At 66.2% G+C, this 13,974-nt stretch carries 10 protein-coding genes; 7 read left to right on the top strand and 3 right to left on the bottom strand.

What is annotated here, in order from left to right; genetic code table 11:
* Positions 1-1,029 (bottom strand): SulP family inorganic anion transporter (locus ACZYOF_RS29615; RefSeq protein WP_463717988.1); only part of this gene is annotated, 1,029 nt, incomplete at its 3' end.
* Positions 1,030-1,127: 98 nt separating this feature from the next.
* Complete coding sequence (locus tag ACZYOF_RS29620; protein WP_130578587.1) at positions 1,128-1,859, bottom strand: cytochrome c biogenesis CcdA family protein; 732 nt, start codon at positions 1,857-1,859, stop codon at positions 1,128-1,130.
* 296 nt (positions 1,860-2,155) lie between these two features.
* Here ACZYOF_RS29620 and ACZYOF_RS29625 point away from each other — a divergent pair, with 296 nt between their 5' ends.
* From ACZYOF_RS29625 to ACZYOF_RS29645, 5 genes are read left to right on the top strand one after another with little or no spacing between them, the layout of a single operon-like run.
* Positions 2,156-3,352, top strand: a complete 1,197-nt coding sequence (locus tag ACZYOF_RS29625; protein ID WP_463717989.1) for an ABC transporter substrate-binding protein — start codon at positions 2,156-2,158, stop codon at positions 3,350-3,352.
* Between the two features lie 23 nt (positions 3,353-3,375).
* Entirely contained in the window at positions 3,376-4,233 is an 858-nt protein-coding gene (locus ACZYOF_RS29630; RefSeq protein WP_130578586.1) for a branched-chain amino acid ABC transporter permease, read from the top strand.
* Entirely contained in the window at positions 4,233-6,032 is a 1,800-nt protein-coding gene (locus tag ACZYOF_RS29635; protein WP_130578585.1) for a branched-chain amino acid ABC transporter ATP-binding protein/permease, read from the top strand. The genes ACZYOF_RS29630 and ACZYOF_RS29635 overlap by 1 nt, the downstream gene beginning before the upstream one ends.
* Entirely contained in the window at positions 6,013-6,762 is a 750-nt protein-coding gene (locus ACZYOF_RS29640; protein WP_463717990.1) for an ABC transporter ATP-binding protein, read from the top strand. Before ACZYOF_RS29635 ends, ACZYOF_RS29640 begins: the two co-directional genes overlap by 20 nt.
* A complete protein-coding gene (locus tag ACZYOF_RS29645) occupies positions 6,762-8,072 on the top strand; it encodes an MFS transporter (protein ID WP_463717991.1) in 1,311 nt (436 codons plus the stop codon). Before ACZYOF_RS29640 ends, ACZYOF_RS29645 begins: the two co-directional genes overlap by 1 nt.
* Before the next feature lie 44 nt (positions 8,073-8,116).
* Here the strand turns inward: ACZYOF_RS29645 and ACZYOF_RS29650 are convergent, their stop codons facing one another.
* A complete protein-coding gene (locus ACZYOF_RS29650; RefSeq protein WP_130578582.1) occupies positions 8,117-8,749 on the bottom strand; it encodes a TetR/AcrR family transcriptional regulator in 633 nt (210 codons plus the stop codon).
* Positions 8,750-8,889: 140 nt separating this feature from the next.
* On the opposite strand from ACZYOF_RS29650, the gene ACZYOF_RS29655 reads away from it, so the two are divergent.
* Both ACZYOF_RS29655 and ACZYOF_RS29660 read left to right on the top strand, forming a co-directional pair.
* Positions 8,890-10,119 (top strand): cytochrome P450, encoded by a 1,230-nt coding sequence (locus tag ACZYOF_RS29655; RefSeq protein WP_463717992.1) that lies wholly within the window; start codon positions 8,890-8,892, stop codon positions 10,117-10,119.
* Between the two features lie 128 nt (positions 10,120-10,247).
* The gene (locus ACZYOF_RS29660) at positions 10,248-13,937 is read left to right on the top strand and encodes an AsmA family protein (RefSeq protein ID WP_463717993.1); all 3,690 of its coding nucleotides are present in this window, start codon (positions 10,248-10,250) and stop codon (positions 13,935-13,937) included.
* The last annotated feature ends 37 nt before the right edge of the window (positions 13,938-13,974 follow it).

The following is a 13,974-nucleotide window of genomic DNA, read 5'->3' on the forward strand; positions in this document are numbered from 1 at the left end:
GAGATACGGTCCCATTGCGTGTCGTTCAGAACGAGCCGATCCAGAACCCCCAAGGCTTCCTCCTAAAAGAAAGCCTTGAATCACGTTCCGTCTGATTTGAGAATCCCAAGAGTCCACACAGCCTAGGATGCTGCCGGCCCCGGCGCCGAGAAAATCGCGGTCGACATCGGCGGGCTGGTCCGGATCGGAAGGAAATGCCCGCGTCGTCGCCGCGGTCTGGACCATCACGACGATGGCGACCAGGAGAGCCAATGACAGCAGCTTGACCCATCGTTCCGGAGAGATCTCAGGAAACGACGGCATCGGCAGCGTGCCCGGCACGGTGCCGACCACGCTGACCCCTTTGGTTTCCAATCCGCCCCAGATCACGGCGGCGGTCGCCGCCACCAGCGCGACCAGTGCGCCGGGAATCCTGGCGCTGATGGCCTCGGATCCGGCAACAAAGGCCAGCACGAAAAGCCCGATGCTGACGGAGTAGAAGTTGGCGGCAGGAAGATGCTCTGCAATCTCCGCGATCCGCTCGAGCATCGGTCCTTTCGGTGGCGGTACGCCGAGCACGACGGGCAGTTGCGAAACCATGATGTGGATGGAGATGCCGGCAAGAAAGCCGATGGTGACCGGGGTCGACAGCAGGTTGGCGATCCAGCCGAGGCGAAACAGGCTGCCGGCGACCAGGATCACTCCGACCATCAGCGCCAGGGCCGCGGCAAGCGCGATAGCCTCCGGGGAGCCGGCGGCTGCCATCAGCGCAAGGCCGCCGGCGAAGATCGGCGTGATCGTGGAGTCGGCGCCGCATGACAGAAAGCGGTTGCTGCCCAGCATGGCAAAACCGAGCGAACCTGCGATGAAGGCGAAAAAGCCGATCTGGGGGGCGAAGCCGCCGAGGCGCGCAGTCGCCATCTGCTCGGGTATTGCGATCGCGGCCAGTGTCAGGCCCGCGATCAGGTCGCCGGGCAAATCGCCCGGCCGGAACGCGGCCAGCGAGCGGAAGATCGGCCAGGAGCGGCCTGCGGGCGTGTCCTCGGCCATCGGTCCTCGGTGCGATTAGCGTAAGGGCCGCCCACTATTCGACATCGTGATGCGAAAGGCCAGCATTGCTTTGGCGCTGGCACAAGTCTGACCAAGCCTCAGCCGATATTCTGCAGCGCCGGAAACGTCTCGAGCAGCCAGATGCTGACATTGGTGACGGCGCCGGTGAGAAAGCCGATGCCGGTGATGATCATCAGCACGCCCATGACGTGCTCGACCGTCCGGAGATGCCGCTTCATCCGCGCGAACAGTGACGAGAACTGTTTGACCGCGAACGCTGCAAGCAGGAAGGGGATGCCGAGCCCGGCGGAATAGATCGCAAGCAGCGCGGCGCCCTTGGTCACGGTCGCCTCGGCTGCTGCGATCGAAAGGATCGCGGCGAGGATCGGGCCGATGCAGGGCGTCCAGCCGAACGCAAAGGCGAGCCCCATCGCATAGGCGCCCCACAGCCCGACCGGCTTCGGCATGCTCATCCGGCCCTCGCGCATCAATATCCCGATCCGCGTCAGCCCGAGGAAGTGCAGTCCCATCACGATGATGACGATGCCGGCGACGATGGAGAGCTGTGCCGACCAGGCGCGGATCAGCCCGCCGATCAGGGAGGCGCTGGCGCCGAGCGCCACGAACACGGTGGAGAAGCCGAGCACGAACATCAAGGCCGCCGTCATGACTGCGCGCTTGGAGGCCTGCGTGCTCTCGTCATGGGCGACATGCTCGATGGTCGCGCCGGTCAGATACACCAGATAGGGCGGCACCAGCGGCAGCACGCAGGGCGACAGGAAACTGACTAGTCCGGCGATCAAGGCTGCCGGGATCGAGACATCGTGCATCAACTGACCTTCGAGAGCGGCATCTGGCGTCGCAACCTATTGACGTGGACGGCGACAAGTTTCCAGAGGTTTCATGCGCTGAAAGCCTAACAGATCGGTCACAGGCCCGTGTCCGGGCATTGATCGCGAATCGTCTCCGCAATTCTACGGGATAAACGCTGGACAAGCCGGCGCCGTCAGGCTCAAACTTCAGTCCCGCGACAAGCCTCGGCCGCCAGCCGGGACAATAAAATCATGCGGACGCCTGCAATCCAAAGATGGGCGCCGCAAAAAGGAAACGAACGGGAGCATCACACATGGCTATTTCACGCCGCAACATGCTGTTGGGAAGCGCCGGCGCCTTGGGCGCCGCATCATTTTCGTTCCCAAAGCCTGCCATTGCCCAGTCCGAGCCGATCAAGATCGGTTGCCTCGCGGCGATCACCGGCCCGAGTTCCGCGCCGACCGTCGGTTTCAACCGCGGCATCAATTTTGCGGTGGACAGCATCAATGCGGCCGGCGGCGTCAAGGGCCGCAAGATCGAGCTCGTCATGCGCGACACGCAGGGTGATCCGACCAAGGCGGTGAACGCGACGCAGGAATTGATCAGCCAGGCCAAGGTCCATGCCATCTGGGGGCCGGTCAATTCCGGCGAAGCGCTCGCCACCACGCCGATCATGGCGCGGGCCAAGATCCCGGACATTCACCCTTGCGTGGTCGAAACCCTGATCGACACCACCAAATATCCGAACGCCTTCCGCATGGCGCCGTCGAACAGCCAGTGGGACGACGCGGTCCGCAACTATTGCCTCAACGTCCTCAAGGTGAAGAAGGTCGCCGTCATCGGCGACACCACGGGCTATGGCGTGACCGCGGTCGGCGCCTCGGTAGCGGCGTTCAAGAAGGACGGCGCCGACGTCGTCTACCAGGCCAACATCGATGCGACCCAGCCGGACATGACGCCCGACATGCTGCGCGCCAAGAATGCGGGCTCCGAGGCCATCGTGGTCTGGAGTGTCACCACCGGCATGGAGGCGCGGATGTTCAACACCCGCGCCGCTATGGGCTGGGACGTGCCGTTCGTCGGCCATCCCTCGCTCGCCTCGGGTGAACTCGCTGGCCTCGTCGAGAAGCCCGAGAACTGGAAGAAGGTCTACGCGATCGGTTACAAAAGCTGCAGCTACGATGCATCCGGCAAGCTGCCGCCGAAGAGTGAGGAGCTCGTCGCGCGCCTGGCCAAGGCGAATGTCGCGCTCAACGACACGCTGTTGTGGTGGGTCGCGGGCGGCATCGACGCGATCGAGCTGATCGCCAAGGCGGTCGCCGAAAGCGGTTCGACCGAAAGCGCGGGCCTCGTCAAATACTGGAACACGCTGTCGAAATATCCCGGCTATTTCGGCACCTACACCTTCACGCCGACGCAGCATAACGGCTACCCGACCGAAGAGATCGTGATGTCGGAGGCCAGCACCGCCAAGAACGGCACGTTCGCGCTGGCGCCGGGCTATACATAGGCCGGCGGCAGAGGGTGCATCCGATGCTCGCCTCGATCCTCGCATCCGGTCTCGCGGCGGGCGCGATCTACGCGCTCGTCGGCGTCACCTACAACACGATGTTCTCGACCTCGCGGGTGATGAGCTTCACCGCGGGTCAGCTTGCCATGCTCGGCGGCGTGCTCGGCTCGATGTTCACCTTGAAGATGGGCATGCCCATCATCGTGGGCTTCGTCCTGACGCTGGCCGCGTGCGCGATCGTCGGCGTCATCACCGAGTTCGTCGCTGTGCGCCCAGTCCTGAAGAGCTTGGACCAGCATCTCTACGTGCTCTCGACGCTGGCGCTGGCCTTGATGATCCAGCAGATCGCGGCGATCAAATGGGGCACCGAGCCGCAGCCGTTCCCGCGCGTGATCGGGCTCGGCAGCGGCGTCTGGGAGGAGAAGTTCTGGCTGCCGGTCATCGCCTGCGCGGTGACGATCGTGGCGCTGGAATATCTCTACCGCCGCACTCTGGTTGGCCGCGCCTTTGTCGCGATCGCGGAGGATAATTTCGCGGCACGTGCGCTCGGTCTTCCCGAGCGCAATCTGAGGGTGGCAAGCTACGCGCTGGCCGGTGTGATCGGCGGCATCGCCGGCTTTTCCGGCGGCCAGCTCCTGCTGGCGTTCTTTGCCAATGGCGCGCTGCTCAACTTCTACGGCTTCGTGCCGGTGGCGCTCGGCGGCCTCGGCAACAACCGAGGCGCCATTTTCGGCGGGCTGGCACTCGGCCTGTTCCAGCAGGCCGCGAATTTCCTGGTCGGCGGCATCTTCTCGTCCGTTGCCGTCTTCACCCTGTTCATCGTGGTCCTCTTGGCAGCGCCCCAAGGCCTGTTCGGCGGAAGCTCGGCGCGGAGGGTGTGATGACGGCCGTCACCGCAACCTCTGCTCAGGGCGAAAGCGGCGCGTGGCGCACCGCCCTGCCGCACATCGCGCCGTTCCTCGGCATCCTCGCGCTCGCATTGCTGCTGCCGTTCGTCAGCAACGATTATTGGGCGCTGATCGGCACGCGCATGGCGATCTACTGGGTGCTGGTCGCCGGCCTCAACCTCGTGGTCGGCTTCGCCGGCCACCTTGCGATCGGCTATGTCGCGCTCTTGACGCTCGGCGCCTACACCACGAGCGTGCTCGTCGCCGGCAATGTCACGCCGGCGCTGCCGGTGTTCCTCGCATTGCCAATTGCCGGCTGCGTCGGCGCGCTGTTCGGCGTGATCGTCGGCTTGCCGGCGCTGCGCCTGCGCACCTTCTATTTCGCGATGTCGACGCTGGGCTTTGCCACCATCGTCACGCAGATCGCGCTGGCCTGGCAGAGCGTGACCGGAGGCGGGATCGGCATCGCCGGCCCGGAATTCCCGGCGCCGTTCGATACGCCCTGGGGCTTCTACGCGCTCTGCGTCGCGTTTGCGGTGGTCGCCACCTGGATGAGCGCCAACGTCGCCCGCAGCCGGTTCGGCCGCGCGCTGATCGCGGTGCGCGACGCCGAAGTGGCGGCGGAAGCGACCGGCATCTCGAAGCCAAGGATGCTGATCGCGATCTTCCTGTTCGCCGGCGCGCTGGCCGCAATCGCCGGCGGATTGTTCGCGACGCTGCAGACCTACATCACGCCCGACGCCTTCACCTTCGATCTGTCAGTCCTGTTCTTCATCGCGATCCTGATCGGCGGCCGCGGTTCGATCCTGGGGCCGATGCTCGGCACGATCATCCTGACCATCCTGCCCGAGATCGCCGCGCCGCTGGCGGCCTGGTCGACCTTCCTCTACGCCGTGCTGCTGCTGGTGATCGTGCTGGTGATGCCCGGCGGCATCGCGGCACTGCTGGATTTCCGCAACCGCCGCCCGCTTGCCAGTAACCGCGCCATCGTGCCGCGTCCGGCCGTTCTCGCCGACATCGTGCGTCGGCGCACGGGCGGCAAGCACCTCGAGCTGCGTGGCATTGCGCTGAGCTTCGGCAATGTGAAGGCGATCGACGGGCTCGACCTCGACGTGACGCCCGGCCAGATCCACGGCCTGATCGGCCCGAACGGCAGCGGCAAGACCACGACGCTCAACGTCATCTCCGGCTATTACGCTGCCAAGGCCGGCGCGATGACGCTGGGCGAGGACGTGTTGCCGCCGGGCCAGCCGGCATTGCGCGCGGCTTGCGGCATCGCGCGGACATTCCAGACCCCGCGCGTGATCGGCGAGGCCTCGGTGCTGGAGAACGTGATGATCGGCGGCTCGGTGGAGGGCAGGGCGACCTTCGTCGAGGCGATGCTGTCGGCACCGCGCAATCGCGAAGACGAGCGGATGCTGGCGGCGAAAGCGCGGGCGCTGCTCGGCGTGGTCGGGCTGGAGACGCTGGCGGAGGTGCGCGCCGACCGCCTGCAGCACAGCGAACTCCGCTTCATCGAGATCGCGCGTGCGCTGATGCTCGATCCCGATTTCCTGCTGCTCGACGAGCCCGCGGCCGGCCTTTCCAACGACGAGATCGAGCGGCTGGCGTCCCTGATCAAGGCGATTAGCGCACGCGGCACCGGTGTATTGCTTGTGGAGCATCACGCCGATCTCATCTTCGACATCTGCCACCAGGTCACCGTGCTCAATCTCGGCCGCACGCTGGCGGCGGGCACGCCGGCCGAAATCCGCGTTCACAAGGAGGTGGTCAGTGCGTACCTCGGCGGCTGAACCTCTGCTCTCCGTGCGCGCGCTCGAGTCCGGCTACGGCAAGATCCGCGTCCTTCATGGCATCGATTTCCAGGTCGCCGCCGGCGAGGTGGTGGCGCTGCTCGGCCCCAACGGCGCCGGCAAGACCACGATGCTGCGCGCGCTGTCGGGACTGCTGCCGGTGACTGCGGGACAAGTGCGCTTCGACGGCCACGACATGACCAACGCGACGCCGCGAGATGCCGCGCGTGCCGGCCTCGTCCATGTGATCGAGGGCCATCGCGTGTTCACGCAAATCTCCGTCACCGACAATCTGCTGCTTGCCGGCTACGACGTGCCGCGCGCCGAGCGCGCACAACGCGTCGAGGAAGCCCTGGCGTATTTCCCCGAGATCGCCGAAAAGCGTCACGAGCGCGGCGGCGCGCTGTCGGGCGGGCAACAGCAGATGCTCACCGTCGCGCAAGGCCTCGTGCGTCGCCCGCGGCTGTTGATGCTCGACGAGCCGTCGGCCGGCCTGTCACCGGTGCTGGTCGATCGGGTCCTCAACGTCATCGGCCGCTTGCGCGCGCAGGGCACCGCGGTATTGCTGGTCGAGCAATTGCTGGAGAAGGCGCTGGCGACGGCGGATCGTGTCTACGCCCTGGTGCAGGGGAATATCGTGCTGGAAGCACCGACCGACGAAAGCAATCTGGCGCAGCGGCTCGAGCGCGCCTATTTCGGCCATGAGAGCCACGCGCTGGTGACCCACTGATGCGGCTTCCCTTCTTCTACGGCTGGATCATCATCGCGGTGACCTTCGTCACCATGGCGATCGGCGTCAATGCGCGCACCGCGTTCTCGCTGTTCTATCCACCGATCCTCAGTGAGTTCGGCTGGGACCGCGGCGTCACCGCCGGCGCATTCTCGTTCGGCTTCGTGGCCTCCGGCATCGCCAGTCCGCTGATCGGCCGCCTGATGGACCGCGCCGGACCGCGCGCGGTGATGGAACTCGGCGTCGTGCTGATGGGCGCAGGGTTCCTGCTGGCGCCGCTGACGACGCAGCCCTGGCACCTCTATCTCAGCATCGGCGTTCTCGTTGGCGCGGGCAGCGTCTGCCTCGGCTATTCCGGCCAATCGTTCTTCCTGCCGAACTGGTTCATCCGCCGCCGCGGTCTCGCGATCGGGATCGCCTTCGCCGGTGTCGGCATCGGCTCGGTGACCTTGCTGCCGTGGGTGCAGCACATGATCGAGCAGACCGGCTGGCGCACCGCCTGCACCGCGATCGGCATCCTCGTGCTGGTCGTGCTTGCGCCGATCAATCTGCTGGTGCGAAAGCGTCCCGAAGATCTCGGCCTGCTGCCCGACGGCGATGCCGCGCCGACCGCGGCCTCGGCAAAGCCGGTGTCGAACATCGTCGATCCCGTCTGGGCCGGCACCGACTGGACGCTGTCCCTGGCACTCCGCACCGCACGCTTCTGGTGGATCGCGCTCGGCTATTTCTGCGGTCTCTACATCTGGTACGCGGTGCAGGTGCATCAGACCAAGTTCCTGCTCGACATCGGCTTCAGCCCGAATGTCGCGGTGTGGTCGCTCGGCGTCGTCAGCCTGCTCGGCATTCCCGGCCAGATCTGGCTTGGCCATCTCTCCGACCGGATCGGGCGCGAAGCGGTGTGGGCGATCAGTTGCGCCGGCTTCGCGGTCTGCTTTGCGAGCCTGGTCGCACTGAAATATGCGCCTGTGTTGCCGCTGGTCTATCTGATGGTGTTCACGCAAGGTGCGCTCGGCTATGGCCTGACCTCGGTGATGGGGCCGGTCGTGGTCGAGATCTTCCAGGGCAGGCATTACGGCAGCATCTTCGGCACCATCATGCTGGCCGCGCTCGCGGGCGGCGCTGCGGGCCCGTGGGCGACGGGGCTGTTGTATGATTTCACCGGCAGCTACACGGCGGCCTTTGCGATCAGCATTGTCGTGAGCGCGTTGTCCGCCTTCGCGATCTGGCAGGCAGCGCCTGGAAAAGTCCGCGCTGTGGCGGGGCGTTTGCACACGTTGCAGAGCCGTAGCCCGGGTGAAGCGTCAGCGTAACCCGGGGCCGCTCGCAAGCGCTGATGCAGGCGTCCCGGGTTACGCTAGCGCTCCACCCGGGCTACGGCGCGGTCTGCGTTGCCGATCGTGCGCTGCAGGTCGCCGATCGCGCGCAGGAAGCTGTCGGCCGGCGTGGTTTCCGGATCGATCAGGCGGTGCAGGCGAAAGCCGTCCTCGAGCGCCAGCACGATCGCGGCGGTCCATGCCGCATCCAGCCGGCCGTTCCTGCCGCTATCCTTCCGCGCGGTCTCGATGATGTCGGTGACCAGCTTGCGCCGGGCGCGCAGGCGCTTCGCAAGTTCGGGCCGGCGCTTCTCCGCGCGTGCGACGAACAGGATCATCTCCATGTGCAGAAGCGGCGAGCGGCCGAGCGGATCCTGTCTGGTGCGGTCCATGTGCTTCAACGCCTCGATGAAGTCGGCGAGATTGGTGTGCTGGGCCAGCAGGTCGAGGTTGCGCCGGATCGATTGCTCGACATGGTCCTCGAGCATCGCGATGATGAGCTCTTCCTTGCTCTTGAAGTTCGAATAGAACGCCCCGCGCGTGAAACCGGCGGCGGCCGCGATCGCCTCGATGCTGGCGCCGCCGATCCCCTGTTCCTCGAACACGCGCGCCGCCGCCTCGAACAGCTTTTCGCAGGTGTCGTCCCTGGTCGGTCTGGTCCTAACTCTTGACATCGGCCCTGTTTAGGCCACAATGCAACTCGATACAAGAGTGTATCGAGTTTCAGGGGTGGAAACGCTTGGGCCCGCACGAAGCTGCGGCCGGTAGCGTTCAATGTGAAATCGTCGCAACGCGGCAACCGATTGAGGTCACCATGAACGAGCAAGCTCGGCCGGCGAACAGCGATCCGCTGTTCAATCCCCTGGCGCCGGAATTCATTCGCAATCCCTATCCGCATTACGAGCGGCTGCGCGCCGAGGATCCGATGCATGTCACGCCGTTCGGCGCTTTCGTCGCGAGCCGTCAGGCCGAGGTGAGCTTCGTGTTGCGCGACAAGCACTTTGGCAAGGACTATGCCGGCCGCGCCATACGCCGCTACGGGCCAAAGGCCATGGAGGACCCGGTCTTCCGCAGCATGAGCCAGATGATGCTGCAGCAGGATCCGCCCGATCACACCCGTCTCCGCGGCCTTGTGGTGAAGGCATTCACGGCGCGCCGGGTCGAGGACATGCGGCCGCGGATTCAGGAGATCGTCGATCAGACGCTCGATCGTGTCATCCCGCAGGGCAGGATGGACCTCATCGAAGACTTTGCATTCCGCCTGCCGGTGACGGTGATCTGCGACATGCTCGGAATCCCCGAGGAGCATCGCGAAACGTTTTATACCGGCTCGCGCGACAGCGGGCGCATCCTCGAACCGGTGCCGTTGTCGCCTGAGGAGATCAAGCAGGGCAACGCCAGAACCAAGATGTCGGAGATGTATTTCCAGCAGCTCTTCGAGCTGCGGCGGAAGCAGCCCGGCGATGACCTGACGACGCAGCTCGTGCAGGCGGAGGAGGACGGCCACAAGCTCAGCAACGAAGAGCTGACCGCCAACATCATCCTTCTGTTCGGGGCCGGGCACGAGACGACCGTCAACCTGATCGGCAACGGCCTCTTGGCGCTCCACCGCAATCCCGATCAGCTCGCGCTGCTCAAGGCAAATCCCGCCCTGATCACCAACGCGATCGAGGAATTCCTGCGCTATGATTCCTCCGTGCAAATGACCGGGCGCGCGGCCCTGGAGGACATCGATCTCTGCGGCAAGCGCATACCCAAGGGCGAGGCCGTGCTGTGCCTGCTGGGCTCGGCCAACCACGATCCGGCTGTCTATCCCGACCGTCCGGAACAGCTTGATATCGCCCGTCCCAACGTGAAACCGCTGTCCTTCGGCGGCGGCATCCATTTCTGTCTCGGTGCCCAATTGGCGCGGATCGAGGCCGAAATCGCGATCTCGACGCTGCTCCGCCGCCTGCCGGACCTGCGGCTGGATGACGCGGAAAACCCACAGTGGCGGCCGACCTTCGTGCTGCGGGGGCTACGGCGCCTGCCGGCGAGCTGGTAACCTTCTCGCCCTTCCCAGTGGCCGCAGTGTGATACCGCTGTGACTTCGCCATACTTGTCTCTATATATTGGGCTGCTCCGGCGCTGTATTGGCCACGCGCGCCGGGGCGGGGCTCAAAGGGAGACACCGTGCAGACGACGCTGCTCGGCCTGGCAATCGCGTTCATTCTTGCGCTGATCGCCGCGCTGGTCGGACCGTACTTCATTGACTGGAACCAGTTCCGTCCGCAATTCGAGGCAGAGGCGACGCGAATCATCGGCGCGCCCGTGCGCATCGGCGGCGAGCTTGACGCGCGGCTGCTGCCGGCGCCGCAGCTTCGGTTGCGTTCGGCCGTGATCGGCGGCGACAACGATCGCGGCAAGGTCCGGGCCGACAAGCTCGACGTCGAGTTCAGCCTGGGTTCGCTGATGCGCGGCGAATGGCGCGCCACGCAGCTCACCGTCAATGGCATGTCGGTGGACCTCGGTCTGGACCAGAAGGGACGGATCGATTGGCCTGCCTCGCAGGGCACGTTCGACTTCGCCTCGCTTGCGATCGATCGCGTCAACCTCACCGGCCGCATCGCCCTGCATGACGCGGCGAGCCACAGCACGCTGGAACTGCGCGACATCGCCTTCAGCGGCGATGTCCGCTCGCTTGCCGGCGCGATCCGCGGCGATGGCAATTTCACGTTCGACGGCTCCCGCTATCCGTTCCGGATTTCCTCCGGCCAGAGCGCCGATGGCAGCGGCACCCGCGTGCATGTCAACATCGACCCCGGCCAGCGCCCGCTGTCGGCTGATCTCGACGGCGTGCTCACCTTCGAGTCCCGCGCGCCACGCTTCGAAGGCGTGGTGGCGCTGGCCTCTCCGCCCGCATCAAAGAATGATGACGCCGCGCCGACGCCCTGGCGTATGGGAGCCAGGGTCAAGGCCGATTATTCGGCGGCGCGGCTCGAGCAGATCGAGATCAGCTATGGCAATGAAGACCGCGCGCTGAAGCTTGCAGGCGCCGGCGACATCCGCTTCGGCGGTTCGCCGCTGCTGCGCGCCTCGCTCTCGGCTCGGCAACTCGATGTCGACCGCTTTGCCACGAAGGACAATAATGCTGAGCCGGTTCGTGCGCTGCCGGCGCTGCGCGCGCTGCTGTCGGGCGTTCCGCACGTCGCGCTGCCGTCGCAGATCGAATTTTCGTCCGAGAAAATCATGCTCGGCGGGCGGCCGCTGCAGGATATCGCGGCCGAGCTTCACGGCGACGACAAGGGCTGGACGGTGCGGCGGCTCGATTTCCGCGCACCGGGCGCCACGCGCGTCTCGCTCAGCGGTGCTGGCCCGCAAAGCGCCCAGTCCGACAGCTTCAAGGCGGCGCTCAATGTGGAGTCTTCCGATCCCGATGCGCTGATGGTCTGGCTGCAGGGCCGCAGCGATCTGCCGTCTCGCAATCAAAAACCGCTCAAGCTGCGCGGCGACGTCACGGTCGCCGCAAACGGCTTTACCGTCGACGCCATGAAGGCCGAGATCGATGGTGGCGCGATCACCGGACGTGTCGCGGTGTCGTATCCCGGCGGCAATAGCGGCGCGAAGGTCGACGCCAACGTGAAGGCCGACCGTCTGGACCTCGACGCGGCCACCGCTGTCATACGCTCGCTGGCGGGACCGCAGGCCGAATGGCCGGAGGAAGCGCAGCTCTCGCTTGACATCGGCCGCGCGATTTCGGCCGGACAGGAGCTGCGTCCGCTGCAGGCCAAGCTCGGCTATGGACCGAAGATGGTCTCGCTCGAGCGGCTGAAGATCGGCCAGCCGGACAGCGTGACGATCGAGGGCACCGGCAATTTCGATCGCATCAACGCGACCGGAAAGCTCGCGCTCAACGCAAACGCTGCGTCGCTCAGCCAGTTGACCGGTCTGGCCTCATCGTTCGCGCCATCAGCGGCATCGCGCCTCAACACGCTGGCTGCGGTTCCCGGTCCGGCGCGGCTGAAGCTCGCGCTTGATCTCGACAAGGGACAGGCCGATCGCGGCAGCCTTCGCGCCGCGTTGGATCTCGACGCGCCCCAGCTCAAGGGCTCCGCCACGGTGACGGCGAAGCCGCTGGTCGCCGCGATCCGCAGCACCGATCTCGATGCCCTCAGCCGCAGCGATCTCGGTGTCGACGCCAGATTTTCAGCGGGGCAGGGGCGTACAATGCTTGCGCTGCTCGGGCTCGATCGCGTCATCACGGTCGGCGACGGCCCCGCGCAATTCGAAGGCTCGGTCAACGGCGCCTGGCGCGCGCCGTTGCGGCTGAAGGCGAGGATGTGGGGCGCGGGCCTTGATGCCGACGCCGAAGGCTCGGCCGAGCCATGGGACGAGGCGAAGAAGGCCAGCATCAACCTGCGGGTCAGGAGCGCCGACATCAGTCCGCTGCTCGATCTGAAGTCGTCGGACACGCCGGTGAACGGCGTCCGCCTGTCGTCGCGCGTCTCGCTTGCCGGCAACAGGCTGTCGTTTGACGACCTCGACAGCATCGTCGGCGGCTCGCGGCTGCGAGGCCGTGTCGCGCTCGCCATGGGGGATGAGAAGAACATCGAGGGCGAGATCGGGCTCGACCAGGTCACGCTCGCACCGGTGTTCGCGTTTGCGATCGGCGCCGGCGGGCATGATCCGGCCGAGCCGCTCGGCGGCGGCGTGCTCAAGGGCTGGCGCGGCAACATCGTCTTCCAGGCGTTGCGCGGCGAACTGCCGGGCGGCAGCGAATTGCAGCCGGTGAGCGGCACGATCAAGAGCGACGGCCAGGCGCTGACCTTTGAGGCCCTCAAGGGCAAGATCGGCGGCGGCGATCTCAGCGCCGCCATCGATGCAAGGCCGAGTGCGAACGGCATCACCGTCAATGCGAGCGTGCAGCTTAATGGCGTCGATGGCACGGCATTGAGCTACCGAAATCTCAGCATGCCCAAGGGCCGCGCCTCGTTGCAGATGACATTGATGAGCCAGGGCCGCAGCGCCGCGGCGCTGACCGGCGCGGTGTCCGGCAGCGGCACAATCACGTTGGAAGCGGCGCGTATTGCCGGGCTCGATCCGCGCGCCTTCGACATCGCGATCCGCGCCAGTGAGAATGGTCAGGTCTCGGATGATGCGCGGCTGAAGCAGATCGTCGAGCAGGCGCTCGCAAACGGCGCGCTGTCGGTCGCCTCAGCCCAGCTTCCGTTCAACATCCGCGACGGGCGGATTCGTGTCGGCGCCAGCACGCTCGCGGCCAATGGCGTCAATGCCACGATCTCCGGCGGCTACGACATTCCGGCCGACCAGGCCGACATCCGCGCCGCGCTGGTGCCGACCGCGATCACCGCGGCGAGCCGGCCGGAAATCCAGTTGTTCGCGGTGGGCACGCCTGATGGCCTCACCCGCAGCGTCGATGTCGCGGCGCTGTCGTCCTGGCTCGCGGTGCGTGCGATCGACCGCGAGACCAGGCGATTGGATGCGATTGAGCGCGGCGAGCCGCCTCCAACGTTCCAGCCGACGCCACCGCTGATCCCGCCGCAGGAGCCGGCGGAAGCTCCCGATGCGAGCGCGACGATCCCGCCAGCATCAACCGACGTACCGATCCCGGGCCGCGATCCGCGCAAGGGAGCGCAAAAGCCAAAAACGAGCGCACCGCGTCCGCCGCTGGCGCAGCCGCCGGCCAGCACACCAGCCGCCAATCCGCCTGCGTCAGTCGCGAGCCAGCCGCAGCTCGCCCCATTGCCGCCGCCGATCGACGTCAAGCCGCCGCCGGGTGCCGCGAAACCAAAACCCCGCCCGCCGCTCGCACTGACGCCGCAGGTCGCCAACCCGCCATCGCGTCCGGCCGCGCAGAATTAGCGCCCGTAGCCCGGGGGGAGCGAATGCGTAACCCGGG

The organism is Bradyrhizobium sp. LeoA1Lang (assembly GCF_055413685.1).